This is a genomic window from Xanthobacter sp. SG618 (assembly GCF_012932745.1).
GTDB lineage: Bacteria > Pseudomonadota > Alphaproteobacteria > Rhizobiales > Xanthobacteraceae > Xanthobacter > Xanthobacter flavus.
This window is the reverse complement of record NZ_JABBHL010000002.1, coordinates 399,205-424,958: the sequence shown is the minus strand read 5'-3', so window position 1 is coordinate 424,958 and position 25,754 is coordinate 399,205. Positions and strand designations below refer to the sequence as shown.

General features: G+C 67.8%; 22 protein-coding genes. 7 read left to right on the top strand and 15 right to left on the bottom strand.

What is annotated here, in order from left to right; all coding sequences use genetic code 11:
• The first annotated feature begins 2 nt into the window (after window positions 1–2).
• Window positions 3–347, top strand: coding sequence for a RidA family protein (locus FHT36_RS07490; protein ID WP_029556685.1), 345 nt, complete (start codon window positions 3–5; stop codon window positions 345–347).
• Between the two features lie 78 nt (window positions 348–425).
• Entirely contained in the window at window positions 426–1,934 is a 1,509-nt protein-coding gene (gene cysG, locus FHT36_RS07485) for a siroheme synthase CysG (RefSeq protein WP_169121868.1), read from the top strand.
• Between the two features lie 74 nt (window positions 1,935–2,008).
• Here the strand turns inward: cysG and FHT36_RS07480 are convergent, their stop codons facing one another.
• The 9 genes from FHT36_RS07480 to FHT36_RS07440 form a co-directional block, all read right to left on the bottom strand.
• Complete coding sequence (locus FHT36_RS07480) at window positions 2,009–3,364, bottom strand: dicarboxylate/amino acid:cation symporter (RefSeq protein ID WP_169121867.1); 1,356 nt, start codon at window positions 3,362–3,364, stop codon at window positions 2,009–2,011.
• A 77-nt stretch (window positions 3,365–3,441) separates the two neighbouring features.
• A complete protein-coding gene (locus tag FHT36_RS07475; protein ID WP_169121866.1) occupies window positions 3,442–3,825 on the bottom strand; it encodes a cupin domain-containing protein in 384 nt (127 codons plus the stop codon).
• 3 nt (window positions 3,826–3,828) lie between these two features.
• The gene (locus FHT36_RS07470) at window positions 3,829–4,869 is read right to left on the bottom strand and encodes a zinc-binding alcohol dehydrogenase family protein (RefSeq protein ID WP_246702075.1); all 1,041 of its coding nucleotides are present in this window, start codon (window positions 4,867–4,869) and stop codon (window positions 3,829–3,831) included.
• Between the two features lie 11 nt (window positions 4,870–4,880).
• Window positions 4,881–5,801, bottom strand: coding sequence for a 3-keto-5-aminohexanoate cleavage protein (locus FHT36_RS07465; RefSeq protein WP_169121864.1), 921 nt, complete (start codon window positions 5,799–5,801; stop codon window positions 4,881–4,883).
• Between the two features lie 14 nt (window positions 5,802–5,815).
• Window positions 5,816–6,643: an SDR family oxidoreductase gene (locus tag FHT36_RS07460; RefSeq protein ID WP_348644395.1), complete on the bottom strand. Its 828-nt coding sequence runs from the start codon at window positions 6,641–6,643 to the stop codon at window positions 5,816–5,818.
• Window positions 6,644–6,696: 53 nt separating this feature from the next.
• Window positions 6,697–7,617, bottom strand: coding sequence for a dioxygenase (locus FHT36_RS07455; RefSeq protein WP_393984295.1), 921 nt, complete (start codon window positions 7,615–7,617; stop codon window positions 6,697–6,699).
• A 170-nt stretch (window positions 7,618–7,787) separates the two neighbouring features.
• On the bottom strand, window positions 7,788–8,891 hold the full coding sequence (locus FHT36_RS07450) for a LacI family DNA-binding transcriptional regulator (protein WP_169121863.1): 1,104 nt from the start codon (window positions 8,889–8,891) through the stop codon (window positions 7,788–7,790).
• A 143-nt stretch (window positions 8,892–9,034) separates the two neighbouring features.
• Complete coding sequence (locus FHT36_RS07445) at window positions 9,035–11,890, bottom strand: VCBS domain-containing protein (protein WP_169121862.1); 2,856 nt, start codon at window positions 11,888–11,890, stop codon at window positions 9,035–9,037.
• A 223-nt stretch (window positions 11,891–12,113) separates the two neighbouring features.
• Window positions 12,114–13,787: an electron transfer flavoprotein-ubiquinone oxidoreductase gene (locus FHT36_RS07440; RefSeq protein ID WP_169121861.1), complete on the bottom strand. Its 1,674-nt coding sequence runs from the start codon at window positions 13,785–13,787 to the stop codon at window positions 12,114–12,116.
• A gap of 285 nt (window positions 13,788–14,072) precedes the next feature.
• Here FHT36_RS07440 and FHT36_RS07435 point away from each other — a divergent pair, with 285 nt between their 5' ends.
• Together FHT36_RS07435 and FHT36_RS07430 are read left to right on the top strand one after the other, a co-directional pair.
• Window positions 14,073–14,453, top strand: coding sequence for an ester cyclase (locus FHT36_RS07435; protein WP_169121860.1), 381 nt, complete (start codon window positions 14,073–14,075; stop codon window positions 14,451–14,453).
• 86 nt (window positions 14,454–14,539) lie between these two features.
• Window positions 14,540–15,424: a uracil-DNA glycosylase family protein gene (locus tag FHT36_RS07430; RefSeq protein ID WP_169121859.1), complete on the top strand. Its 885-nt coding sequence runs from the start codon at window positions 14,540–14,542 to the stop codon at window positions 15,422–15,424.
• 204 nt (window positions 15,425–15,628) lie between these two features.
• On the opposite strand, the gene FHT36_RS07425 is transcribed toward FHT36_RS07430, so the two are convergent.
• From FHT36_RS07425 to gcl, 5 genes are all read right to left on the bottom strand, one after another.
• Window positions 15,629–16,093, bottom strand: coding sequence for a CYTH domain-containing protein (locus tag FHT36_RS07425; RefSeq protein ID WP_169121858.1), 465 nt, complete (start codon window positions 16,091–16,093; stop codon window positions 15,629–15,631).
• Window positions 16,094–16,318: 225 nt separating this feature from the next.
• A complete protein-coding gene (pyk, locus tag FHT36_RS07420) occupies window positions 16,319–17,836 on the bottom strand; it encodes a pyruvate kinase (protein ID WP_169121857.1) in 1,518 nt (505 codons plus the stop codon).
• Window positions 17,837–18,156: 320 nt separating this feature from the next.
• The gene (gene glxR / locus FHT36_RS07415) at window positions 18,157–19,044 is read right to left on the bottom strand and encodes a 2-hydroxy-3-oxopropionate reductase (RefSeq protein WP_169121856.1); all 888 of its coding nucleotides are present in this window, start codon (window positions 19,042–19,044) and stop codon (window positions 18,157–18,159) included.
• Between the two features lie 47 nt (window positions 19,045–19,091).
• On the bottom strand, window positions 19,092–19,871 hold the full coding sequence (hyi, locus tag FHT36_RS07410; protein WP_169121855.1) for a hydroxypyruvate isomerase: 780 nt from the start codon (window positions 19,869–19,871) through the stop codon (window positions 19,092–19,094).
• Between the two features lie 102 nt (window positions 19,872–19,973).
• Window positions 19,974–21,749, bottom strand: coding sequence for a glyoxylate carboligase (gcl, locus tag FHT36_RS07405; protein ID WP_169121854.1), 1,776 nt, complete (start codon window positions 21,747–21,749; stop codon window positions 19,974–19,976).
• Window positions 21,750–21,981: 232 nt separating this feature from the next.
• Between gcl and FHT36_RS07400 the strand changes: the two genes are divergently transcribed.
• On the top strand, window positions 21,982–22,269 hold the full coding sequence (locus tag FHT36_RS07400) for a YARHG domain-containing protein (RefSeq protein ID WP_169121853.1): 288 nt from the start codon (window positions 21,982–21,984) through the stop codon (window positions 22,267–22,269).
• 194 nt (window positions 22,270–22,463) lie between these two features.
• Window positions 22,464–23,756 carry a nicotinate phosphoribosyltransferase gene (gene pncB, locus FHT36_RS07395; RefSeq protein WP_169121852.1) on the top strand — a complete coding sequence of 431 codons (1,293 nt, stop codon included), beginning with the start codon at window positions 22,464–22,466 and terminating at the stop codon, window positions 23,754–23,756.
• 26 nt (window positions 23,757–23,782) lie between these two features.
• Here the strand turns inward: pncB and FHT36_RS07390 are convergent, their stop codons facing one another.
• Complete coding sequence (locus tag FHT36_RS07390) at window positions 23,783–24,889, bottom strand: choloylglycine hydrolase family protein (RefSeq protein WP_169121851.1); 1,107 nt, start codon at window positions 24,887–24,889, stop codon at window positions 23,783–23,785.
• Window positions 24,890–25,084: 195 nt separating this feature from the next.
• On the opposite strand from FHT36_RS07390, the gene FHT36_RS07385 reads away from it, so the two are divergent.
• A complete protein-coding gene (locus FHT36_RS07385) occupies window positions 25,085–25,723 on the top strand; it encodes a peroxiredoxin (RefSeq protein ID WP_169121850.1) in 639 nt (212 codons plus the stop codon).
• The last annotated feature ends 31 nt before the right edge of the window (window positions 25,724–25,754 follow it).

Below are 25,754 nucleotides of genomic sequence, written 5' to 3'. Positions count from 1 at the left end.
TCATGAGCATCGAACGGCTCGACAAGGGCGCCCGCATGAGCGAGGCGGTGATCCACGGCAACACCGTCTATCTCGCCGGCCAGGTGGCCGAGGGGCCGGACGTGGAGAGCCAGACGAAGGCCGTGCTCGCCTCCATCGACAGCCTGCTGGCCCGCGCCGGCACCGACAAGTCGCGCATCCTCACCGCCACCATCTGGCTGTCGGACATCAAGAATTTCGCCGGCATGAACAGCGTGTGGGACACCTGGGTGGACAAGGCCAATCCCCCCGCCCGCGCTACCAGCGAAGGCAAGCTCGCCGCGCCGCAGTTCCTGGTCGAGATCATCGTCGTCGCCGCCCGCGGCTGATCTTCAAGTCCCCGCGCGTTGATCCCCGGCGCGCGGGGACTTACCTTTGGTCTTTCGCAGTACCGGAGTCCTCGACCCATGGCCGCCCCCGGCGCCGAATCCAGCAGCCCCCGTGCCCCGCGTGAGACGCGGCAGGCGCGCATGGAGGCGCTTGCCCGCCTGCCGGTGTTCTTCGGGCTCGAGGGCCGGCGCGTGCTGGTGGCGGGCGGCGGCGAGCCGGCGGCCTGGAAGGCGGAGCTTCTCTCCGCCGCCGGTGCGCGGGTGGAGGTGATCGCCCCGGCCGTCTGCGAGGACATCTGGCGGCTGGCCGGCGCGCCCACCCACGGCCCCATCGCCGTGCATGTGCGCGACTGGCATTCGGACGACATCGAGGGCGCCGCCCTCGCCATCGGCGATTTCGAGGATGCGGCCGAGGCCGAGCGCTTTTCCGCCGCCGCCCGTGCGGCCGGCGTGCCGGTGAATGTCATCGACCGGCCGGCTCTGTGCGACTTCACCTTCGGCGCCATCGTCAACCGCTCGCCCCTCGTGGTGGGCATCTCCACGGACGGTGCCGCCCCCGTGTTCGGACAGGCGGTGCGGGCCAAGATCGAGGCGCTGCTGCCCTCCGGCTTCCGCGCCTGGGCGCAGGCGGCGAAGACGTGGCGCGCGGCGGTGACCGAGCGCGGCCTCTCCTTCCACGCCCGCCGCGCCTTCTGGGAGCGGTTCGCGGCAAAGGCCCTTTCCGAGCCGCATCGCGCGCCGGAGGAAGCCGACCGCGCCGCTCTGTTCGCCGCCATCGAGATTGAGGGCACCGCCCCGCAAGGCCGCTCGGGCGCCGGCGGTTCCGTGGTGCTGGTGGGCGCCGGGCCGGGCGATCCCGAGCTTCTGACGCTGAAGGCCGTGCGCGCGCTGCAATCGGCGGACGTGGTGCTCTATGACGACCTCGTTTCCGGCGCGATCCTCGATTTCGCCCGGCGCGAGGCGAAGAAGATGCTGGTGGGCAAGACCGGCTACGGCCCCTCCTGCAAGCAGGACGACATCAACGCGCTGATGGTGGAGCTGGCCCGCGAGGGCCGCCGCGTGGTGCGCCTCAAGGGCGGCGAGCCCATGATCTTCGGCCGGGCCGGCGAGGAGATCGCCCATTGCCGCGCGGCCGGCGTGCCGGTGGAGGTGGTGCCGGGCATCTCCTCCCCGCAGGGCGCGGCGAGCCGGCTGGTCACCTCCCTCACCCACCGCGACCACGCGCGGCGGCTGCAATTCGTCACCGCCCATGCGCGCGACGGGAAGCTCCCCGCCGATCTCGACTTCAAGGCCCTCTCGGATAAGGCGGCGACCACCGTCGTCTACATGCCGCGCCGGACCCTGCCGGACCTCGTGCGCAACCTGCTCGCCGCCGGCATCGAGCCGGCAACGCCCGCCGTGGCGATCTTCTCGGTCACGCGGCCGGAGGAGAAGGTGGTGATCGCCACCGTCGCCAGCCTCACCGAGGCGGTGACCCGCGCCGTGGACGCGGGGGCGGAAGGCCCCTGCCTCGTGCTCTATGGCCATGCGCTGTCGGAAGTGGCGGCGCAGGATCTGCCGCAGGCGGCCGAGGCGGCCCGCGGCTAGCTGCCTGAACCCCTTTCAATATGCGAACGCCGGCGCTGAGGGCTCAGCGCCGGCGTTCTGCTTCGTGGCGGGCGTCAGGCTTGCTGCTCGCTCCGGAGCACGGGCACGGCCAGCGCCTCCGTGGGCTCGGGCATGGCGACGGGCGGGCTCGCCTCGCCGGCCAAAGCGGCGGTGAAGCGGGCGTGGTCCAGCTCGCCTTCCCAACGCGCCACCACCACCGCGGCGACGCCGTTGCCGATCATGTTGATGACCGCTCGCGCCTCGCTCATGAAGCGGTCGATGCCGAGGATCAGCGCCATGCCGGCCACCGGGATGGTCGGCACCACCGAGAGCGTGCCCACGAGGGCGATGAAGGACGCGCCCGTCACCCCCGATGCGCCCTTGGAGGTGAGCATCGCCACGGCGAAGATGGCCATCTGCTGGGTGAAGGAGAGGTCCGTGTTGGTGGCCTGCGCCACGAACAGGGCGGCCAGCGTCATGTAGATGGACGTGCCGTCGGTGTTGAACACGTAGCCGGTGGGCACCACGAGGCCGACCACGGGCTTCGGCACGCCGGCGCGCTCCAGCTTCTCCATCAGGCTCGGCAGGGCCGAGTCCGAGGAGGAGGTGCCGAGCACGATGAGGATCTCTTCCTTGATGTAGGCGAGGAACTTCAGCACGCTGAAGCCCGCCCACCAGCAGACCGCGCCGAGCACGCCGACCACGAAGATGGCGCCCGTTAGGTAGAAGGTGCCGATGAGCATCATCAGCGGCCCGAGCGAGGCGACGCCATATTTGCCGATGGTGAAGGCCATGGCGCCGAACGCGCCGATGGGGGCGAGGCGCATGATGACGTTCAGCGCCCCGAACACCAGATGGGCGCCGGCCTCGATGGTGTCGCGCACCGGCTTTCCGCGATCGCCGAGATGCGAGAGCACGTAGCCGAACAGCACCGAGATCAGCACCACCGGCAGGATGTCGCCACGGGCGAAGGCATCCACCACCGTGTTGGGCACGATGTTGATGAGGAAGTCGGAGATGGACTGGTCCGCCGCCTTGCCGGCGTAGGCCTTCACCGCCGCGCTGTCGAGGGTGGCGGGATTGGCGTTGAAGCCCGCGCCGGGACGCACCACGTTGGCGACGATGATGCCGATGGCGAGGGCGATGGTGGACATCACCTCGAAATAGAGCAGCGCCTTGCCGCCGACGCGGCCCACCTTCTTCAGGTCGCTCATGCCGGCGATGCCGGTGACCACCGTGCAGAAGATGACGAGGGCGACGATCATCTTGATGAGCTTGATGAAGACATCGCCGAGCGGCTTCATGTCCACCGCCACCGCCGGCCACAGATAGCCGACGATGATGGCGAGGGCGATGCCGATGAGCACCTGGATGTAGAGCACCTGATACCAGGGTTTGCGTCGGCGGGCGGCGTGGGCTGTGTGGGCCATTGGGGCTTCCTCCGGGTGGGCGGGCGGGGCTGCGCTGCCCTCGTGTTGGTCTTGTGTTCTTGGGGGCAGTTACGGTTTCAGGGCGTTCCGGCGACAGCCGCCGGCACGGGGGTTGCGGGCGTGGCGGGGGCCAGCGGCATCACCAGCAGCACCACGGCCGGCGCGGTGCCGGCATTGCGCAGCTGGCGGGCCTCGCCGGGGGCGAGGCGGCAGGAATCGAGGCGGGCGAGCCGCACCTCCTCGATGCCGTTGGAGAGGAGGAGCTCGCCCTCCAGCACTAGGTAGATCTTCTCGACGTTCGAGCCGTCGAGGGTGGTGCCGCCGCCCGGCGCCAAAGTGGAGAGGCCGAGCCAGACGGTGTCCGCCGGTCCCGCCTCGCGCCCCTGGAGGCGCCGCATCTCCATCAGATGATGGCCTGGGGCCTCATAGGCGGGCGCGGCGTCGATGCGCACGACGTGCATGGCTCACGCCTCCGGCAGCAGGAGCACGCGGTCCTGCGACGATCCCATCACCGCCGCATAGGCGGCGCGGGCTTCGGTGAGGGGGAAGAGCGCGCGCTCGTGGATGGGGAAGGGTTTCAGCGCCCCCGCCGCGAAGCCCGGCGCCAGCGCCGCCAGGAGGCGGCCCGTCTCCACCGAGTTCAGGGCGATGGTGTCGATGCCCACATAGGTGTGGCGGCCCTTGTAGAAGGCGAGGATGTCGAAGGTGACGAAGCGCTCGATGGCGGCGATGAACACCGCGCGCCCGCCCACCGCCATCGCCTTCTGGCCGATGTCGTAGAAGGGATCGCCCACCGTGTTGAACACGATGTCGGCGCCCTTGCCTTCGGTCAGGTCGCGCACGCGGGCGGGCACGTCCTCGGCGCTCGCATTGAGCACGAGGGGCGGCACGAGGGCATCGCCGATGAAGGGCTCCGCCCGCCGCACCACGCCGATCACGCGGGCGCCGCGCCAGGCGGCGATCTGCGCCACCGCCTGCCCGACCTTGCCGTTGAGGCCGAGCACCAGCACCGTCTCGCCGGGCTGCGGCAGGCCGGCGCGGCGAAGGCCTTCCCAGGCGGTGACGAAGGGCACGCCGATGCCCGCTGCCTCGCGCAGGGAGATGCCCTGCGGCACCTCCACCACGGCGTCGGCCTCGACGATCATGTGGCTGGCCTGCGCGCCGTCCTGGCGGATGCCGAGGTCGCCGGAGGAGCCGAACACGTTGCGGCCCAAAAGCGCCTCGGGGCCGGCCACCACCGTGCCGGAGAAATCCCGGCCGGGGGTGCGGGGGAAGACGGCATAGGGCATGAGCCCGGTGGCCGCCTTGGCATCGGAGGGGTTCACCGCGGCGGCGGCGATCTTCACCACCACCTCATCGGGGCGGAGCGCGCGCAGGGGCGCCTCTTCCATCACGAGGTCGATGGCGGCGTAGCTGTCGGCCTTCGCGTTCAGCCGCAGGCCCCGGCGGACGATGGGGGCGATCTGCGGACGTTCGGCAACGAGAGTCATGGCAGGCAGAGTCATGGCGTGATCCGTCATTCGGCGGCGGCCGGAGCGCGCTCCGGACGGGCGGGGGCGAGGCCGAGCAAAGCGCGGGCCTCGGATGGGGTGGCGATGGTGCCGCCGAGCGCCTCGACGATGCCGCGCGCCTTGGTGACCAGCGCGGCGTTGGAGGGGGCGAGCACGCCGCGATCGAGATAGACGCTGTCCTCCAGCCCCACCCGCACATGGCCGCCGGAGAGATAGGACATGGCCACCATCGGGAATGCAGCGCGGCCGATGCCGATGGCGGTGAAGGCCGTGCCGGCCGGCAGCAGGTTGCGGGCGTAGAGCACGGTTTCCGGCGAGGGCTGGAAGCCGTAGCGCACGCCCATGACGAAGGAGGCAAGCACGGGGCCGGCAAGCGTGCCGTCGGCCAGCAGATCGTGCAGCAGGGCGATGTCGCCGGAATCGAACAGCTCGATCTCCGGCTTCACCCCGGCTTCAGTGATCACCTTGGCCATCCGCCGCACATTGGCCGGCGTGTTGATGACCACCGCGCTGCCCGAATACATGGTGTTGAGGTCGAGGGTGCAGATGTCCGGCTTCAGCGCCGCGATATGGGCGACGCGCTCTTCCGGCGGCAGCAAAGTGGTGCCCGGCGCGGCGACCTTGGGATCGTCGGCGGAGGGCACGAAGCGCCCGCCCGGCCCGGTGGTGATGTTGAGGATCACGTCCGGGTTGCCGGCGCGGATGAGGCGGATGGTCTCCTCATAAAGCGCGAGGTCCATGGAGGGCGCGCCGGTGGCGGGATCGCGCACATGGATGTGCACCACCGCCGCGCCGGCATCGGCGGCCTCCAGCGCGGAGGTGGCGATCTCAGCGGGCGTGATCGGCAGATGGGGCGTCTGGTCCGGCCGTGTGAGGTTGCCGGTGATGGCGCAGGTGATGAACACCCGGGGCAGGGGCGCGCGCATGGGTTCGGCTTTCCTCAGAGGGCCCGGCCGCCATCGACCTGGATGGTGTGTCCGGTCGAAAAGCCGAGCATGGTGGCGCAGGCGGTGATGGCGGCGGCGATGTCCTGCGCGTTGCCGATCCGCTTGAGCGGGGTGGAGGCGCTGACCTTGTCGTTGAAGTCGGCGCCGCGTCCGGGCACGAACTCGGTGTCCACCACCCCCGGCGACACGGCGAGCACGCGGACCTCCGGCGCGAGGGCGCGGCCCAGCGCCTTGGTCATCACGTCGATGCCGGCCTTGGCTGCGCAATAGGCGATGGAGGAGCCTACGGCGGTGAAGGCGGCGATGGAGGAGATGTTCACCACAAGCCCGTCCCCGGAGGCCTTCAGCAAAGGCGCGAAGGTGCGGATGGTGGCGAACTGGCCGCGCCAGTTCACCTGCAGCATCCGGTCGATCAGCTCGTCGGTGAGCGCATCGAGATCGGCGTGGGGCACCGGCTTGGTGAAGCCGGCCGCATTCACCAGGATGTCGAGGCGGCCATAGCGGGCGGCGATGGCATCACGCAGCGCCACGAGGGACGGCGTGTCCACCACGTCGGCGACGAAGGCGGCATGGCCCTCGCCCAGCTCGGCGACAAGGGCGGTGGCGGCCGCCGTGTCCTTCTCGGCGGCGAGATGGCTGATGACCACCTTCGCGCCGGCCGCCTTCAGCATGCGGCTGGTCTCGGCACCGATGGCGCCCGCGCCACCCACCACGAGGGCGACCTTGCCTTCGAGCGAGCGCGGATAGGTGGGGCTACGGCCGATGGCGGCGGCCGGGGGAGCGGGGGAATGGTCGCGCGGCGACACTGCGTCGGTTCTCACCGGCGTCTCCTTTAAGGGTTCGCGAAGATCGGGAAGGGGGAGTGCGCCGCCGCTCAGCGGATCGGCGGCACCGGCAGCTTGGCCTCGCCCGGCTCCATGACGAAGGCATAGTCGAGCCGGTACCACGGCGCGCCCGCATCGGGGGCCGGCGGCGTGCCGCGGCCTTCGGCGAAATCGCCCACCAGCGCGCGGGTGACACCGAAGACCACGTCGCTGTCGAGATGGCCGTCGTCATCGACGAAGACCTGCGTGATGAGCGTCTTGTAGCCCGGCCGGTAGGCGAGGAAATGCAGGTGCGCCGGGCGGAAGGGGTGGCGCTTCTGCGCCTTCAGCAGGTCGCCCGCCGGGCCGTGGGTGGGCACCGGATAGCCCGCCGGCTTCACCGAGCGGAACCAGAAGCGCCCCTCGGCATCGGTGCGGAACTTGCCGCGCAGGTTCATGTCGACCTGGTCGGGGTCCTGGTTCTCGTAGAGGCCCACGGGCGAGGCCTGCCACACATCCACCTCCACGCCGGCGAGCGGACGGCCCTCCGGATCGGTGACGCGGCAATGGGCGAACAAGGCCGGGCCGGGCGTCGGCGAGCGCAGGATGGAGCCGCCATTCTCGGTCTGCGGCGAATGCATGCGCCAGAACGGGCCGAGCAAGGCGGCGGCGGTCTCGGTGGCGCCGTTCTGGCCGTTGTTCAGCAGGCACACCAGCGTCGAGAAGCCGATGATGTCGGAGAACAGCACCGCCTCGTTGTGGCAGTCGTTGGTGGCTTGTCCGATGCGGTTGAGAAAGTCGAGGCCGAGCTCGAACTCGGCCTCGGTGAGGCGCACCTCCCGGGCGAAATCGTGCATGTGGCGCACGAAGGAAGCCATGACCTGCCTGAGGCGCAGGTCGGGGGCCTTTGACATGGCGTCGAGGACGACGTCGGTGAGGGTGGACGCATCCTCGATGATGTGGGAGCGCGGCTTCAGCTGCGCCTCCAGCATGTCCAGTCCGGTCGTTTCCAGTCCGGTGATCTCCAGTCCGGCAACCATTGGCGTTCCTCCGCGCTTTGTCGCGTGCGCTTGTTGTGCGATCGATTGCACGATAATGCGCGAGCGATTGCACAAGTCAAGCGCCGAATCGCGGCGCGGGCCGGACGACGTCAAAAGCGGGATCAGGCGGGGCGGGTGGAGCGGGGCTTGCGCGGTGCCTTTGCCCGGGCTTCGGCCGCCGCGCCGCGCGGCGCGGCGGTGGAGGCGCGGGCGATCAGCCGGGCGGGCACGAGGGCGAGGGTCGGCGGCGTTTCGGGCTGCGCGATCTGGTCGAGGAGGATGGAGGCGGCGCGCGCGCCCATGGCCTCATGGCCGATGCGCACGGTGGTGAGGGGCGGGGCCACCATGTCCACCAGCGGCATGTCGTTGTGCCCGACGATGGAGAGGTCCTGCGGGATCCTCAGCCCGCGCTGCTGCGCCTCCTGATAGGCGCCGAGCGCGATGAGATCGTTGCTGGCGGCAATCGCCGTGATGTCCGGCCAGCGGTCCAGCAATTCGGCGGCGGCGACCCGCCCCGCCTCGCGATTATAGGCCGTGGCGGTGGTGACCGCATCGGCCGGAAGGCCCGCCGCCGCCATGGCGTCCGCGAAGCCGCGCCGGCGCAGCACGCCGGTGGAGAGCCGCTCCGGGCCGGCCAGATGCCCGATGCGGCGATGCCCGAGCCCGGCGAGATGCGCGACGGCGACCGCGATGCCGCCCGCATCGTCGCTCACCACCGTGGAGGCGCGCAGGCCATCCTCGCCGCGATTGACCAGCACGGTCGGCACCCCCGCCTTGAGGCAGAGGGAGACGGTGGCATCGTCGCGCTTGGCGGTGGCGAGCACGAGGCCATCCACACGCCGGGCGATGAGCTTCTCCACGATGTCGGCCTGCCCGGCCTCGTCCTCGCCGCTGTCGGCGACCATCATGGAATAGCCGCGCGCGGCGAGCGTCGCGCCGATGCCGCCGAGGATGGGGGCGAACACGGGATTGGCGAGGTCCGGCACCACCACGCCGATGAGGCGGGAGCGCCCCGTGCGCAGGGAGGAGGCCACCGCATCCGGCCGGTAGCCCTGCCGCCGCGCCTCCGCCTGCACCTTCTCCACCACATCCGCCGAGATGCGCCGGCTCTGCTCCGGATCGAGCGCGCGGGCGACCGTGGAGCGATGCACGCCCACGGCATCCGCGACGGACTGGAGCGTCGCGCCCCGGGCGGCGGCAGGCGGCTTGTGGTCTTTCCTGGGCATGCGCGTGGTACGTGATCCGGCGATTCGCTCTGGCGACCCCCACGATACAAGCTTCCCCGCCGCGCGCACGCGGCAAGCGCGCCGCGGGCGATGAGACGCACCGGCCCCCGCCGTCTGCGGCGGGGGCGCCGTGTGGCGTCCGCTCAGACGAGGAGCGGACCACCGGCGTGGCCGGGGTGGAGCGCGTCCCGCAGGTGGGTGGCGATGGCCTCCATCCCGTCCGCGATCTGGTGCGCGGTCGCCGTGCCGGCGCCGTGGCCCGACAGGTCGCTCCACAGGGTTTCCAGCACATGGGTGACGGCGGGATCGATCTGGGCCGCCAGATGCGCGATCTCGGCGCCAGCCCCCTCGAAAGCGCCGGCGGGGCCATGGGCGTGGGCGGCTTCCAGCGCGGCGGCGCGCTTTTCCAGCACGTCGAACAGTTGAGGCGACGCCTCGCTTACGCCGGACAGGCTGGCCATCGCCGAGGCCCAGAGCTCCGGACCCGACGCGGGGGCAGCTGCGGCCGTGGATTCCGGCGCGAGGGCGAAGCTTGCAACCATGGGCGTCGCGCCGCCCGTGCCGGTGAGGGTGACGCTCACATTCTGGGTGACGGTGCCGCCATGGTGGTCGTCCAGCGTCAGCGCGAAGGTCTCCACCTTCGTCTGGCCGGCCGCCAGCGGCTCCACCTTGGTCTCGTCCACCACATAGGACCACACCACGGCGCCGGTGCCGTTCATGTCGCTCACAACCTTGGCGGAAAGCGTCCCCAGCGCTCCGTCCGGCGCGGCGACGCTCACCGCGTGGGTGTCCTTGGCATCCGCATCGGCGAAATAGAACGTGCCGGCCGCACTCAGCGTCTTGCGCGCCGCGTCCTCGGTGAGCGTGGCGCTGGTGACGGAGGTGGCGGGGATCGACGCCATGAAGACGTCGGAGGCATTGTTCACGTCGTTGGCGACAAGATTGGTCGCGTCGGATGCGAAGATGACGTGTGCGCCATCGGGCGTGAAGACGGGGTCGCTGCTGGCGCCATTGGCCTCGGGCGCAATCCGGGTGATCGCCCCCGTCTGAAGGTCGGCCACGAAGATGTTCGAGACGCCCCCGGTGTTGCCCGGCAATGTCGATTCAGAGGACGAGAAGACGATCTTGGTGCCATCGGGTGAGAATGAAAAGCTGTCGCCGACGGAACCATCATTCGGGAGAACCCCGCCGGGTGAACTCACGCAGGTGACCTCGCCGGTCTCGATATCCTTCAGATACAGATGGGTGCCCCAGACTTCGCCCCCCGGTGTGACCGAGCTTTCATTGGACACGAAGGCGATCTTGGTGCCGTCCGGCGAGAATTGGGGGAGGATTTGATGCGCGGTCGCCGCGGTAACGTACGTTACGTCGCTGCTGTTGAGATCCTTGATATATATGCACTGGCTGTCGCTACCGAACTTCGGGCCCGACTGATCGCCCCAGGCAACGAACACGAGTTTGGTGCCGTCCGGTGAAAAGTCGGCATTGAAGCCGCGTGTCGCGTTCGAGGGGTTCGCCTCGTTGATCGCGATCTGAGTGGCGATGCCGGTTTTGAGATCTTTTACATAAAGCCCACTGCCATCGGTGTCTCCGGGCAGGTTAGGAACGCCGGCAACGAAAACCATCTTGGTGCCGTCGGGCGAAAAGACGGGGTCTCCACTGCCTCCTGGAATCTCTCTTCCCGTTGAATTTGTCGAGACGCGTGTGACTGCACCCGTACTAAAGTCTCTGATGAAGATATCGCTTCCCTCGTTCGTGTCGCGTGCCACGAGGTTTGATGCGGTCGACACGAAGGCGATCTTTTGCCCGTCAGGCGAGAATGCGATGTCTGTCGCCCCGGGGGCACTCACGAAGGCGCCGGGGTCTCCGCCGAGGAATGTGACTTCGCTGGTCCGGATGTCGACCGAGGTGAGACGTGTAGAGCCCATATCTCCTGTCGACTCAAAAGCCACTTTGGTGCCGTCGGGAGAAACAGCGATGCTCGAAATGTCTTCGTAAAAAGAGCCGGCGGCAATCTTCGAGATGGGACTAGCCGGGCTGGCCGAGATAATTGTCGGCGCGCGGTCTTCGAACGCGAGCGTAAGATGCGCCGTAGTCGAATTTTTTTCTGTATCAGTGACCGTAATCGCCACATCCTTGGTTTGGGGCTCGGGGCTGAGCGACCGATTGCTGTAGGAAATCTGATCTATAAGACCACTCATTTGAGAGTCAGAGATGGCGACATTGCTCTTGAAGGTCAAGGAAAGGTCATGGCCCATGACCCCTTCGGCCGATACCGTTCCGACAACTTTTCCGTCGAGATACAGTTTTGTGCCGACGATGCTGAATGCACCTTCAGAAAGATAAATCAAATCATCCGTATTTCCGTCGCTTAAATGTACGGTTAGCTTTCCACCCTTGAATCCCGTTCCATCCGGATTGGAAACGTGCGCGTCTCCGTCGATGACCACGCCTTGGGAGGCTGTCGACAGGATGTGCGACGAAACGGGCCCCAGGTTGGAGAACACCGGTGCGTCGTTCTCCGCCTTCACCTTCAGCTGCATGGTCGCGGAGATCGAGCTGTGCTCGGCGTCGACGGCGGTGAAGGTCACCGCGTGGGCGGCGGCGGAGGGGGTGTTGCTGGGGTTGGAATAGGCGATGGCGCGGGCGAGGGCCGTGGCGGCGTCATCGCTGACCGGCTGGTCGAAGCTGACCGTGATCGTGGAGCCGGAGACAGTCTCCGTGCCGATCCGCGCGCCGTTGTAGAAGACGACCGTGGCGCCGGTGCCGGCATCGCTCCCGAGCGTGATGCCGCCGACCGCGGCGATGGAAAGATGGTCGTCCACCCCCGCATTGGCCAGCTTCACGGTGAGGCTGCCGCCCTGGAAGCCGGTGCCGTCCGGATTCTTGAGGGTGACGTTGGAGTCCAGCACCACCGGGCCGGCGTTTACGGTGTTTTCCGCAAGCGTCTTCGACCGGTCGAGCCCCCCAAAAGCGGGCGCCTTCGTCTTCGTGGCCATTTTGTGCAACTTCCCTGACAGTCACACAAGCAGGAGTAGCCGTGACGGGTGCCAGGGTCCACCTCGGATCGAGGGGCGCGCGGACAAATCTTGTATTGCAGCGCGAAGACTACTGACTTTACGTATCGGAATATGACGTTGCGGAATATCGTGACTTGAACGACTTTCCGGATGCATGCCCGGGATCTCGCCCGGGCATGATCTTCATGAAGCGCGTGTCGCCTCACATGTTGGGATAGTTCGGCCCGCCGCCGCCCTCGGGGGCGGTCCAGGTGATGTTCTGGTTGGGGTCCTTGATGTCGCACGTCTTGCAGTGGACGCAGTTCTGCGCGTTGATCTGGAAGCGCGGCGCGTCCGCCCCCTCCTCGATCCACTCATAGACGCCGGCCGGGCAGTAGCGGTTGGAGGGGCCGGCATAGATGTCGTGCTCCGACGCCTTCTGCAGGGCCATGTCCTTCACCACCAGATGCACCTGCTGGTTCTCCTCGTGATTGGTGTTCGAGAGGAACACCGAGGAGAGCTTGTCGAAGGTCAGCACGCCGTCGGGGCGGGGATAGGTGATCTTCTTGCAGTCCTTGGCCGGCTTCAGGAAGGCGGCGTCGGTCTTGCCGTGCTTCAGCGTGCCGAACAGCGAGAAGCCGAAGGTGTTGGTCCACATGTCCAGCGCGCCCAGCGGGATGCCGAGGAAGGTGCCGAACTTCGACCACAGCGGCTTCATGTTGCGCACCTTCTTCAGGTCCGCGCCGATGGCCGAGGAGCGCCAGGCCGCCTCGTAGCTCGCGAGCTCGTCGTGGCTGCGCTCGGCGGCAAGGGCGTCGAGCAGGTGGTCGGCCGCCAGCATGCCGGAGAGCACCGCATTGTGGCTGCCCTTGATGCGCGGCACGTTCACGAAGCCCGCCGCGCAGCCCACCAGCACGCCGCCGGGGAAGGAGAGCTTGGGCACGCTCTGCCAGCCGCCCTCGGTGATGGCGCGGGCGCCGTAGGAGATGCGCTTGCCGCCCTCGAACGTGTCCTTGAACAGCGGATGCGTCTTGAAGCGCTGGAACTCGTCGAAGGGCGAGAGCCAGGGGTTCTGGTAGTTGAGGTGGACCACGAAGCCCACCACCACCTGCTCGTCGTCGATGTGATAGAGGAAAGCGCCGCCGCCGGTCTTGGAATCCAGCGGCCAGCCGAAGGCGTGCTGCACGAGGCCGGGCTTGTGCTTCTCCGGCTTCACCTTCCAGAGTTCCTTCAGGCCGATGCCGAACTTCGGCACGTCGCGGCCCTCGCCCAGATTATACTTGGCGATGATCTTCTTGGTCAGGTGCCCGCGCGCGCCCTCGGCGAACACGGTGTAGCGGCCGCGCAGTTCCATGCCGCGGGTGAATTCGGGCTTCTGCTCGCCCGTCTTGTCCACGCCCATGTCGCCAGTGGCGATGCCGATCACCGCGCCCTTGTCGTCATAGAGGATCTCGTCGGCGGCGAAGCCGGGATAGATCTCCACCCCCAGCGCCTCGGCCTTCTGGGCGAGGAAGCGGCAGACATTGCCCAGCGAGCCGACGTAATTGCCGTGGTTGTTCATCAGCGGCGGCATGGCGAAGTTCGGCAGCTTCACGCCGCCGGCCGGGCCGAGCAGATAGAAATGGTCGTCCGTGACCTGAACGGTGAGGGGTGCATCCGCCTCCTCCCGCCAGCCGGGGATGAGGGCGTCGAGGCCGATGGGATCGACGACCGCGCCGGAGAGGATGTGGGCGCCGACCTCGGAGCCCTTCTCCACCACCACGACGGAAACGTCGGTGCCGCGCTCGGCCGCCTGCTGCTTCAGGCGGATGGCGGTGGCCAGGCCCGCAGGGCCGGCGCCGACCACCACCACGTCGTAATCCATGCCCTCGCGCTCAGGCAGTTCCGCCGCGCTCATACTCCGGCTCCCGTGTGTCAATCCCGTTGATTGGACTTTTTCCACGACACGCCGGCAAAGACAACCGCGGATTGCCCCTTAGGGCAACATCTTGCCGTATGTGGGAACATAATGCCGTTATGCCGAAAACAGTGGACGCACCCGGCCGGGCGGGCTACGCGCCGGCAGCGCCACTGCCGTGCGCAGATGTCTTTCAAAGGTGCCCTTACCCACGGCGCCGTTCCCGCCTAACCTCGGGGGGCAACCCTGAGGAGGCCGCCCATGAGCGCCCCAATGAGCGCCCCAATGAGCCCCGACGACGTCCGCGCCTTCGCCAACCGTCTCATGGACGAGGTATGGCGCCCGTTCGACCACACGGCGCTGCCGCGCTTCTATCATCCGGACGTGGTGGGCCATCACCGCGCGCAGACGCTGGCGCTGGCGGACATCGCCAATCGCCTGCAGTGGGACGTGCAGAATTTCGGCAACCCGGTCTATGACATCCGCGACATCGTGGCCGAGGCGAACCGCTTCGCCATCCGCTTCCTCTATTCCTGCACCATGATCGGGACGGAGGAGGTGTTCGCCACCGAGGTGATCTATTTCTACCACCTGCGCGATGGGCGGATCGCCGAGTTCTGGCTGCTCTCCGGCATCGATTTCGATTACAAGCAGCGCCCCGTCTGAGCGTTCCGGCGGGCCTGCGGAAGCATTTTCACGCGAAGCAGATCGCTTCGCGTGAAGAACATGCGGCAACGATCTAGAGTGAGCGGATGGACGTGACCGCCGACCGAGACTTCGACGACTGGGCCGACATTCTCGCTTTCCACTGGGAGGCGGGCGTGGACGTGGCCATCGGCGAGGTGCCGGTGGACCGCTTCGCCGAGAGCGCCGCCGAGCCGAGCCGGCCCCGGGCCCCGGCCGCTCCGGCGCGCGATTCCGCCGCAGGCGCAGCAGGCCTTGCGCCGAGAAGCCCGGCCCCGTCCCGCAACCAGCCCGCTTATCCCTCGGCGCCGGCGACGCCCACCCTGGTCACCCAGCCGCCGGACGAGGCGGTGATGGGCGCGCGCGAGGCCGCCCGGGCCGCCGCGAGCCTCGACGAGCTGAAGGCGATCCTCGACGGCTTCGAGGGCTGCGCCCTGAAGCGCACCGCGAGCCGGCTGGTGTTCGCCGATGGCAATCCGGCCGCCAAGGTCATGTTCGTGGGCGAGGCGCCCGGCCGCGACGAGGACCAGCAGGGCCTGCCCTTCGTCGGCCGCTCCGGCAAGCTGCTGGACCTGATGCTGGCCGCCATCGGCCTCGACCGCACCAGCGCCTATATTGCCAACGTCATTCCCTGGCGCCCGCCGGGCAACCGCACGCCGACGCCGCAGGAGACGGCGGTGTGCCTGCCCTTCATCGCGCGGCAGATCGAGCTGGCGGACCCGGACATCCTGGTTTGCCTTGGCGGGCCTTCGGCGCAGGCGCTGCTTGGCACCACCGAGGGCATCACCAAGCTGCGCGGCCGGTTCATGGATTACGACACGGGCACCCGCACCATCCGCGCCATCGCCACCTTCCACCCGGCCTATCTGCTGCGCACGCCGCTGGGCAAGCGCTTCGCCTGGCGCGACATGCTGGCGGTGGAGGCGCTGCTGGCGGGGAAGGGCGGGGCCTGAGGGGCGGGGGCGGGCCCTGCCTTCACGCCGCGGCCAGTTCTTTTCCGATCTTAGCCTTTGTCATGCCCGTGCTTGTCCCGGGCATCCACGTCGGGCCGAGGAATCTCGCGTCAAAAGGTGTTCCCAGCCGTACCACGTGGATGGCCGGGACAAGCCCGGCCATGACGACCGTTCCGGGCGATCATCGCGCGATAGGAACGGCCCCTACTTCCCGTACCCCAGCGGGGCGCTGACCAGCGAGGAGTTGCGGTAGCGGGGGTCGGAGGTGACTTCCTCGCCCACCCAGTCGGGCAGCTCCACCTGCTGGTCGATGCCGTCCAGCTCCACCTCGGCCATGACGAGGCCGTCATTCTCGCCCTCGAACACATCCACCGTCCACAGACGGCCGGCATGCTCCACGGCATAGCGGGTCTTCTCGATCAGCGGCCGGGCGCACAGCGTCTCCAGCATGATCCGGGCGTCCTCGACGGGGATGGCATATTCGAATTCGGCGCGGGACAGGCCCTGCGTCTTGCCCTTCACGGTGATGAAGGCATCGCCGTCGGCGATGCGGATGCGCACCGTCGCCCCCTCCTGCGAGAGGTAGCCCTGACGGATCGGCGTCGCGCGCGCACCGGCTCGCCATGCGTTGGAGGTCACGAGGAACTTGCGCTCGATCTCGACGGGCATCTTTGGGCCGGCTGGACTGTGAATATCCCAGCATAGACCCAAGGGGGCGCCCCTCGTCCAGTCCCGCAGATGGCGACCAAGACCCGATCCGGTCGAAGAAAACGATTTCAGGCTGCCGCATGCGTCAACAGGCAGCACCTTACGATGTGCCGACGCTGGTCAGGCTCACGTTTCGCAGATGCGGGAGCGCGCGCGGAACGTGCGCTCCCGTTTGTGTTGCACGCGTCAGGCGTGGACCTTGGACTTGCTGCTCTTCGCCGCCCCGGTGTCGAGGTCATCCCGCGAGGGCGGGTTGGTGGCGCCGATGGTGGTGATGCGCATGATGTTGGTGGTGCCCGGCTTGGCGAAGGGCACGCCGGCGGTGATGGCGAGGCGGTCGCCCGGCTTGCCGAGGTCGTGCTCCACCGCGGTGCGCACGGCGGTATCCACCATCTCGCCGAAGGAGTGGATGTCCTCCTTCATGTGCACGGCGTGGACGCCATAAGAGAGGGCGAGGCGCCGGGCGGTCTCCACCTTGGGGGTGAGGCCGAGGATCGGGATGGCCGGCCGCTCGCGGGCGGCGCGCAGGCCGGTGGTGCCCGAGAGAGTGAAGGCGACGAACGCCGAGGCATCCACAGCGATGGCCGCCTGATAGGTGGCCTTGGTCACGGCGTCGCCGATGGTCTTGCCCCATTCCGCCTGGGTGGCGTCCAGCACCTGCCGGTAGCCGGGATCGCGCTCCACGTGGCGGATGATGTCGTCCATGAAGGTCACGGCCTCCACCGGGAACTGGCCGGCGGCGGTCTCGGCGGAGAGCATCACGCAGTCCGCGCCCTCATAGACGGCGGTGGCCACGTCCGACACCTCGGCGCGGGTGGGCACGGGGGCGGTGATCATGGATTCCAGCATCTGCGTCGCCACGATCACCGGGCGGCCATACTTCCGGGATTCCGCGATCATGCGCTTCTGCAGCGCCGGCACCTCGGCCAGCGAGATTTCGACGCCGAGGTCGCCGCGCGCCACCATGATGGCGTCGGAGAGCTCCACCAGCTCGGTGAGATGCTCCACCGCGGCGGGCTTCTCCATCTTCAGCATGATGGCGGCGCGGTCCTTGATGAGGCCGCGCGCCTCGTGGATGTCCTCCGGCCGCTGCACGAAGGAGAGGGCGATCCACTCCACCCCCGCCTCGCAGGCAAATTCCAGGTCGAGGCGGTCCTTTGCCGTGAGCGGCGAGAGGGGCAGCACCACGTCCGGGATGTTGAAGCCCTTGTTGTTGGAGAGCTTGGTGCCCGCCACCACCTGGGCCTCCAGGAAGCCGGCGCCCTTCTTCACCACCTTCAGGCGCACCTTGCCGTCGTCGCACAGCACGGTGGAGCCGACGGTGAGGGCTTCGAGAATGTCCGGATGGGGGATCGGCACGCGGGTTTCGTCGCCGGGGCGGTCCACGTCGGCGTCGAAGTGCAGCACGTCGCCGGGCTTGAGCGCGATGGAGCCGTCCTTGAAGCGGCCGATGCGGAGCTTGGGGCCCTGCATGTCGGCGATGACGCCGATGGGCCGGTTCATCTCCTTCTCCAGCCGCCGGATGCGGGCCAGCACCTCGCCGTGATCGGCCTGGGTGCCGTGGGAGAAGTTGAGGCGGAACACGTCCACGCCGGCAAGGAACAGCGCCTTCAGCTTCTCCTCGCTGTTGGAGGCGGGCCCGACCGTGGCGACGATCTTGGTGGCGCGCTGGCGCTTGAGGGTGTGGTGGCGCTTGTTGGGCATGGTTCGTCCTCCGGCTCGGCGCGTTCGCGCTCGGTTCAACGCGTTTTAGGCGGCATCATGCGCGCCTTTGATGTACGCATAAAGTCGCATAAACGGCAGCAAGGCTGACCGTTGCGGACAGGTCAGGCTTCCGCTTCGCCCCCCGTGCGGCGCCGGAGGTGGGGGGCGCAAATTGAAGCGGCGGAGGCGCGCCGGGAACGCTGTCGGCGCGCCTCTTCCGAAGGGGCCGCGCGGACCCGTCCGGGGTGCCGGCGACGCGGGGCAGGGAACGCGCCGCGCGTCGCCAAGGGTGTCGTGGCTCTGGGAGTGGTGGGGCGCCCTCAGGCGTCCGGGGCCACCTTATGGTTGGCCATCAGCTCGAGGGCCTTGACCATGGCGGAGTGGTCCCACTTGGAGCCGCCATGGGCGGCGCAGGCGTTGAACAGCTCCTGGCAGGTGGCGGTGTTGGGCAGGCTCACGCCCAGCGCCTTGGCGCTCTGGAGCGCAAGGTTCAGGTCCTTCTGGTGCAGCTCGATGCGGAAGCCCGGATCGAAGGTGCGCTTCACCATGCGGTCGCCGTGGATCTCGAGGATCTTTGAGGAGGCGAAGCCGCCCATGAGCGCCTCGCGCACCTTGGCCGGGTTGGCCCCCGCCTTGGACGCGAACAGCAGAGCCTCGCCCACCGCCTCGATGGTCAAAGCGACGATGATCTGGTTGGCCACCTTGGTGGTCTGGCCGTCGCCATTGCCGCCGACGAGGGTGATGTTCTTGCCCATCTTCTCGAACAGGGGCTTCACCTTCTCGAACGCGCCGTCCGGCCCGCCCACCATGATGGTGAGGGAGGCGGCCTTGGCGCCCACCTCGCCGCCGGAGACCGGGGCATCGAGATAGTCGCAGCCGAGGGCGTTGATCTTCTGCGCGAAGCCCTTGGTGGCGACCGGCGAGATGGAGCTCATGTCCACCACGATCTTGCCGGCCGACAGGCCTTCGGCGACGCCGCCCTTGCCGAACAGCGCCTCTTCTACGTGCGGGGTGTCCGGCACCATGGTGATGATGATGTCGGCGTGCTTCGCCACCTCGGCGGAGGAGGCGCAGGCGGTCGCGCCCTTTGCGGTCAGCGCCTCCGGCACCTTCACCACGTCATAGACGAACAGCGTGTGCCCGGCGTCGATGAGGTGGCCGGCCATGGGGCCGCCCATGATGCCGAGGCCGATGAATCCCACGTTCATGTGCGTTTCTCCTGAAGAGTGCTTGTTGTCCTGAAGCGGGCAGCCGCTCAGCCCTTGTAGGGGGCGAACCAGCCGATGCCTTCGTCGGTCGTGGTCTTCGGCTTGTATTCGCAGCCGATCCAGCCGTCATAGCCGGTGTCGTCGATGGCCTTGAACAGGAAGGGATAGTTGATCTCGCCCGTGCCCGGCTCGCCGCGGCCGGGATTGTCTGCCAGCTGGATGTGCTTGATCCGGGCGATGTTGTTGCGGATGGTCGGGGTGAGGTCCCCTTCCATGATCTGCATGTGGTAGATGTCGTACTGGAAGAAGATGTCGTCCGCGCCAACTTCATCCAGCACCGCCAGCGTCTGCTTGGTGTTGTGCAGATGGAAGCCGGGGATGTCGCGGGTGTTGATGGCCTCGACGACGAACGGGATGCCCGCCTTCTTCAGCTCCGCCGCGGCGAACTTCAGGTTCTTGACGAGGGTCTCATGGACCTTCTCGGTCGGCACGTCCTTGGGGGTGAGGCCGGCGAGGCAGTTGATGGCCTTGGTGTTCAGGGCCTTCGCATATTCGATGCCCTTGCCGACGCTGTCCTGGAACTCGCCCTCGCGGCCGGGGATGCAGGCGATGCCGCGCTCGCCCGCCGCCCAGTCGCCGGCCGGCAAATTGTGCAGCGCCTGGGTGAGGCTGTACTTCGCCAGCTTCTCGGCCAGCACGTCCTTCTCGAAGGGATAGGGGAAGAGATATTCGACGCCCGTGAAGCCGGCATTTGCGGCCTTCTCGAAGCGGTCGAGGAAATCGATCTCGTTCCACAGCATGGTGAGATTGGCGGCGAACTTGGGCATGCGTCTCTCCGCGGGCTGAGCCGTTGTGGCGCACTGTCATGCCCCGGCGGGGCCGGGGCATCCAGGCTTTTTTAAATCGATAAGAGTGTTTCCACGCCGGCCTTACTCGGCCGGCTCCAGGGAACGAACCTCGCTGAGCGGGACGTCGAGGACTTCCTCGAACTCGTTCACGGCGTTGATCTCGACGCCCATGGCGATGTTGGTCACGCGCTCCAGGATGAATTCCAGCACCACCGGCACCTGATGCTCGTCCATAAGCTTCTGGGCGTTGGCGAAGGCGTCCTTGAACTCGTTGGGCGTGCGCACGCGGATGGCCTTGCAGCCGAGGCCCTCGGCCACCGCCACATGGTCCACGCCGTAGGCCCCGACTTCCTCCGAATTGATGTTGTCGAAGGAGAGGCTGACCTCGAAGTCCATGTTGAAGCCGCGCTGCGCCTGACGGATCAGGCCGAGGTAGGAGTTGTTCACCACCACGTGCAGGTAGGGCAGCTTGTGCTGGGCGCCCACCGCCAGCTCCTCGATGAGGAACTGGAAGTCGTAGTCGCCCGAGAGCGCGACGATCTTGGCGTCGGGCCGCGCGGCGCGCACGCCGAGGGCCGCCGGCAGGGTCCAGCCGAGGGGGCCGGCCTGGCCGCAATTGATCCAGTGGCGCGGATGGTAGACGTGCAGGAACTGCGCGCCGGCGATCTGCGAGAGGCCGATGGTGGAGACGTAGGTGACGTCCTTGCCCAGCGCCTCGTTCATCTCCTCATAGACGCGCTGCGGCTTCAGCGGCACGGCGTCGAAGTGGCTCTTGCGCAGCATGGTCTGCTTGCGGGAGAGGCATTCGTCGGCCCACGCCGTCCAGTCGGGCAGCTTGCCGGCCGCCTTCAGTTCCTTCGCGGCGGTCACGAACAGCTCCAGGGCCGCCTTGGCGTCGGAGACGATGCCGAAGTCGGGGCCGAACACGCGGCCGATCTGGGTGGGCTCGATGTCCACGTGGATGAACTTGCGGCCCTGGGTGTAGACCTCCACCGAGCCGGTGTGGCGGTTGGCCCAGCGGTTGCCGATGCCGACCACGAAGTCGGAGGCCAGCATGTTCGCATTGCCGTAGCGATGCGAGGTCTGCAGGCCGCACATGCCGGCCATCAGCGGATGGTCATCGGGGATGGTGCCCCAGCCCATGAGGGTGGGGATGACCGGGATGCCGGTGAGCTCGGCGAACTCCACGAGGAGGTCGGAGGCATCGGCATTGATGATGCCGCCGCCGGCGACGATCAGCGGCCGGTCGGCGTCGAGGATCATCCCCATCGCCTTGTCGATCTGCGCCCGCGTGGCGGACGGCTTGTAGACCGGGAGGGGGGCGTAGGTGTCCTCGTCGAACTCGATCTCTGCCATCTGCACGTCGATGGGCAGGTCGATGAGCACCGGGCCGGGGCGGCCGGAGCGCATGACGTGGAACGCCTGCTGGAACACCATGGGCACCAGGGCCGGCTCGCGCACGGTCACCGCCCACTTGGTGACGGGCTTGGCGATGGATTCGATGTCCACCGCCTGGAAGTCTTCCTTGTAGAGGCGGGCGCGGGGCGCCTGGCCGGTGACGCACAGGATCGGGATCGAGTCCGCCGAGGCCGAATAGAGGCCGGTGATCATGTCCGTGCCGGCGGGGCCGGAGGTGCCGAGACAGACGCCGATATTCCCGGCCACCGCGCGGGTGTAGCCCTCGGCCATGTGGGAGGCGCCCTCCACGTGCCGGGCGAGCACGTGGCGGATGGAGCCGCGCGCCTTCATGGCGGAATAGAGGGGGTTGATGGCCGCACCCGGAACGCCGAAGGCGCAGGTGATGCCTTCCTTCTCGAGAACACGGACGGCGGCGTCGACGGCGCGCATGCGGGCCATGGCAGTCCTCCCTTGGGGTCTTATTGCTTCGTCCTCACGGGCCGCGATCCTCAATGGACCGTTATGCGGGTTTTTCGCGGCCTTGGACTTTCGTCTTGGATACGCCCGCGTCGTTTTCGCTTCTATGGGAAGAAACGGAATGACATTCGTGCCGTCTGAGCAATAATGCTGCGGGGCGCACCCGCTGCCCGCCTCGGGCGGTGACAGGGTGTGGCAAATGGGGGAGGGCGGTATGCTGGAAGGTCGGCGGAAGGGGCTCGCGGCTCTGGTCCTCGGGGCCGTGGCGGCGACGGTTTTCGTGTCGGGCGCCGGCGCGCAGGCGCTGAGCGAATTGTCCTGCAAGGCGCTGTGGTACCAGCGCAACGCGGTCTATGCGGAGCAGGGCTATTGCTTCAAGACCAAGGACGCCATCGCCACCTTCGGTGCCCGTTGCTACGCGCCGTTCGGCAAGCTGACGCCGGACCAGCAGCGCTTCGTGAACGAGGTGCAGGCCTGGGAGGCCCGCAAAGGCTGCCGTTGAGGGCGCTGCCGCTGAGCCGGCTTGCGCTGGCGGGCCGCCGTTAACCGGCGCATCCGGCAGTTGCGAGAAGATCGCAGAGGGCCGCGACGATCCCGCGCGGCATGCTATAGATACCGTCCCGCCCCGTCGGGGCCCCGTGCGGTCGTCCGCCCGCTGCTCCGCCCGACCGAACCCGAACGACATCGCCGGCGCCCATGACCGACATCGCCACGCGCGTCTACAACCACACCTGGAAGATCGACCCCATCGTGCGGTCCGTGCTCGACACGGACTTCTACAAGCTCCTCATGGGCCAGACGATCTTCAACCGGCACCGGGCGACCCGCGTCACCTTCGGCATCCATAACCGCTCCACCTCGGTGCGGCTGGCCGACATCATCGACATCGGCGCCCTGCGCGAGCAGCTCGACCATGTGCGCTCGCTCTCGCTCACCCGCGGCGAGAGCACCTGGCTGCGCGGCAACATGTTCTACGGCAAGAGGCAGATGTTCTCGCCGGACTATGTGGCCTGGCTCGAGGCCTTCCGCTTCCCCGCCTATCACCTCGAAAAGTGGGACGGCCAGTACGAGCTGACCTTCGAGGGACCGTGGGTGGAAACCACCATGTGGGAGATCCCCGCCCTCTCCATCATCAACGAGCTGCGCTCGCGCGCCGTGCTGAAGGACATGGGCAAGTTCGAGCTGCAGATCCTCTATGCCCGGGCCATGGCGCGGGTGTGGGAGAAGGTGCAGTTCCTGAAATCCCTCGCCCCCATCAACATCGCCGATTTCGGCACCCGCCGCCGCCACGGCTATCTGTGGCAGGACTGGTGCGTGCAGGCGCTGATGGAAGGGCTGGGGGAGGGCTTCCTCGGCACCTCCAACTGCCTCATCGCGCTCAGGCGCGAGGTGGAGGCCACGGGCACCAATGCCCACGAGCTGCCCATGGTCTATGCGGCCCTCGCCCGCAACGACGACGAGCTGCGCTGGGCGCCCTACCAGGTGCTCGCCGACTGGCAGGACGATTATGACGGCAATCTGCGCGTCATCCTGCCCGACACCTACGGCACCAGCGGCTTCCTCGAACGCGCCCCCGACTGGGTGACGCACTGGACCGGCATCCGCATCGACAGCAAGGACCCCATCGCCGGCGGCGAGGAGGCCATTGCGTGGTGGAAGTCCCGCGGGCAGGACCCGCGGGAGAAGCTCGCCATCTTCTCCGACGCCCTCGATGCGGAGGAGGTGGCGCGCATCCATCGCACCTTCTCCGGCCGCATCCGCCTCGGCTTCGGCTGGGGCACGCTGCTCACCAACGATTTCCGCGGCCTGGCCCCGAACGGGGCGCTCGACCCCATCTCCATCGTCTGCAAGGTGGTGGCCGCCAACGGCCACCCGGCGGTGAAGCTCTCCGACAACCCCACCAAGGCCATGGGCCCGGCCAGTGAGGTCGAGCGCTACAAGAGGGTGTTCGAGGTGGGCGAGCAGGAAGTGCGCACCGCCCTCGTGTGAGGTGTGCGGCGCGCCCTTCCGCCGGCTCAGTTCTTCAGCGCCGCCGTCCCGTCCACCGCTGCCGGGAACGGCAGGTCCGTGACCAGCCGCGCGCTCGGCTTGTCCTGGGCGAAGATGGCGTCGAGATCGAGGGTCAGGAAGGTCGTCCGGTGGGCATAGTCCGAGATGACCATCCGGTTGTGGGTGAGATCCTTGATGGCCACCCACTGTGTGTAGTCGGAGACCACCGTTTCACCGTCCTTGCTCTGGGCGACCCCGAGCGGAATATCCACCGTGTTCAGGATGTGGCCGATGGTGGTGATGGCGTCGGCGCCGTCCTTCGGCTGGGCCATGGAATGGCGCATGAAGGCCGCCCGCACGAAGCGCGAGGGCGGGGTGAAGTCCCCCGGCAGCCCGGTGGCACCGCCGCCCTGGCCGATGGCCGTGACATTGGCCGTGCCGAACCGGCGGTCGTTGACGCCCATGGTGGAGAGATTGAGGTAGTTGCGCAGGTTCAGCAGGTGCCAGTCATAGGGCGGCGAATTGGTGAGGACGCTCGCCACGTTGTCGTGGATCTGCAGTTCGCCGCCCACATATTCCACGATGATGCTGGCGCCCGAGCGGTCGGTGAAGACCATGTGGATGGTGGGCGGGGTCGGCCCGCTCGGCAGCGACGCGTCGGCCCAGACCTTCGTCTTCTCAAGCGCGGCGCGCACATCGGCCACCGAGCCGTGCATGCCGAGCGCCCAGGCGCCGAAGCCGAGGATGGAGACGTAGGACGTGTCCGCCTTGGTCACCGTCTGGTAGGTGGTGAAGCCGGGCAGGAAATTGCCGCTCATGCCGAGGCCGGCCGCGTTCTGGCCCTCGATGATGGCACCGCCGGGAATGACCTCGGCGCTGATGCCGACGGCCGAATAAAGTGTCGCCACCTTCTTCTCGGGCAGGCCGAGATCGGTCGGGGCGGTCAAGGTCAGCGTGGTGCCCTTGGGGATGCTCTTGAGCGTCCATTTCATGTCGAACGCCCATTCCATGGTGCGCCCGGCGATCACGGTCTTGTCCGCCGCGACCACGTTCACCGCCGTGCACGCCACGGCGAGACCGGCATTCTGGATGGGAAGGAATGCGGCGAGGGCTGCCGCCAGGATGCGTTTCAAGGGTGCTTCCTCCGTTAGGGTGCCGCCGATCGCCGCTTGGGCCCCGGCCGTGACTTGAGCAGGGAAAGGCTGACGTCTGATGAACGGGCACGGCGCCAAGCGGGGTGCCGGGCGGGCGTGAATTCGCTTTAAATGCATCGAGTTTGTAGTATAATAAATGGATATACAGTTTTTCGATGTTTATTGGAGATGACGATGGCGACGCTGCGACTCGGCGATGTGGTGCCGGATTTCGAGGCCGTGACGACCGAAGGCCCGATCAAGTTTCATGAGTGGCTCGGCGATAGCTGGGGCATCCTGTTTTCCCACCCCAAGAACTTCACCCCGGTCTGCACCACCGAGCTGGGGCAGGCGTCCCACCTCAAGCCCGAATTCGACAAGCGCGGCGTGAAGCTGCTGGGCCTGTCGGTGGATGCCATCGACAATCACCCGGCCTGGGTGGGCGACATCAAGGACGCCACCGGCGCCACCCTGAACTTCCCGCTGATCGCGGATTCCGACAAGAAGGTCTCCGACCTCTACGACCTCATCCACCCCAATGCGAGCGACACCGCCACCGTCCGCTCGGTGTTCATCATCGGCCCGGACAAGAAGCTGAAGCTGTCGCTCACCTACCCGGCCTCCACCGGCCGCAACTTCGCGGAAATCCTGCGCGTGGTGGACAGCCTGCAGCTCACCGCCAAGCACTCGGTGGCGACGCCGGTGGACTGGAAGCAGGGCGACGACGTCATCATCGTCCCCTCGCTCTCGGACGACGCCGCCAAGGAGAAGTTCCCGGACGGCTGGAAGACTGTGAAGCCCTACCTGCGCGTGGTGCGCCAGCCCGGCGCGTGAGTCGCGTCTTTGCATGACCGTCGCTCTCCGG

Excerpts from the sequence above, each read along its gene's own strand:
- FHT36_RS07490 (WP_029556685.1), top strand. The coding sequence starts at position 3 with ATGAGCATCGAACGGCTCGACAAGGGCGCCCGCATGAGCGAGGCGGTG.
- cysG (WP_169121868.1), top strand. The coding sequence starts at position 426 with ATGGCCGCCCCCGGCGCCGAATCCAGCAGCCCCCGTGCCCCGCGTGAG.
- FHT36_RS07480 (WP_169121867.1), bottom strand. The coding sequence starts at position 3,364 with ATGGCCCACACAGCCCACGCCGCCCGCCGACGCAAACCCTGGTATCAG.
- FHT36_RS07475 (WP_169121866.1), bottom strand. The coding sequence starts at position 3,825 with ATGCACGTCGTGCGCATCGACGCCGCGCCCGCCTATGAGGCCCCAGGC.
- FHT36_RS07470 (WP_246702075.1), bottom strand. The coding sequence starts at position 4,869 with ATGACTCTGCCTGCCATGACTCTCGTTGCCGAACGTCCGCAGATCGCC.
- FHT36_RS07465 (WP_169121864.1), bottom strand. The coding sequence starts at position 5,801 with ATGCGCGCGCCCCTGCCCCGGGTGTTCATCACCTGCGCCATCACCGGC.
- FHT36_RS07455 (WP_393984295.1), bottom strand. The coding sequence starts at position 7,617 with ATGCTGGAGGCGCAGCTGAAGCCGCGCTCCCACATCATCGAGGATGCG.
- FHT36_RS07450 (WP_169121863.1), bottom strand. The coding sequence starts at position 8,891 with ATGCCCAGGAAAGACCACAAGCCGCCTGCCGCCGCCCGGGGCGCGACG.
- FHT36_RS07445 (WP_169121862.1), bottom strand. The coding sequence starts at position 11,890 with ATGGCCACGAAGACGAAGGCGCCCGCTTTTGGGGGGCTCGACCGGTCG.
- FHT36_RS07440 (WP_169121861.1), bottom strand. The coding sequence starts at position 13,787 with ATGAGCGCGGCGGAACTGCCTGAGCGCGAGGGCATGGATTACGACGTG.
- FHT36_RS07435 (WP_169121860.1), top strand. The coding sequence starts at position 14,073 with ATGAGCCCCGACGACGTCCGCGCCTTCGCCAACCGTCTCATGGACGAG.
- FHT36_RS07430 (WP_169121859.1), top strand. The coding sequence starts at position 14,540 with ATGGACGTGACCGCCGACCGAGACTTCGACGACTGGGCCGACATTCTC.
- FHT36_RS07425 (WP_169121858.1), bottom strand. The coding sequence starts at position 16,093 with ATGCCCGTCGAGATCGAGCGCAAGTTCCTCGTGACCTCCAACGCATGG.
- pyk (WP_169121857.1), bottom strand. The coding sequence starts at position 17,836 with ATGCCCAACAAGCGCCACCACACCCTCAAGCGCCAGCGCGCCACCAAG.
- glxR (WP_169121856.1), bottom strand. The coding sequence starts at position 19,044 with ATGAACGTGGGATTCATCGGCCTCGGCATCATGGGCGGCCCCATGGCC.
- hyi (WP_169121855.1), bottom strand. The coding sequence starts at position 19,871 with ATGCCCAAGTTCGCCGCCAATCTCACCATGCTGTGGAACGAGATCGAT.
- gcl (WP_169121854.1), bottom strand. The coding sequence starts at position 21,749 with ATGGCCCGCATGCGCGCCGTCGACGCCGCCGTCCGTGTTCTCGAGAAG.
- FHT36_RS07400 (WP_169121853.1), top strand. The coding sequence starts at position 21,982 with ATGCTGGAAGGTCGGCGGAAGGGGCTCGCGGCTCTGGTCCTCGGGGCC.
- pncB (WP_169121852.1), top strand. The coding sequence starts at position 22,464 with ATGACCGACATCGCCACGCGCGTCTACAACCACACCTGGAAGATCGAC.
- FHT36_RS07385 (WP_169121850.1), top strand. The coding sequence starts at position 25,085 with ATGGCGACGCTGCGACTCGGCGATGTGGTGCCGGATTTCGAGGCCGTG.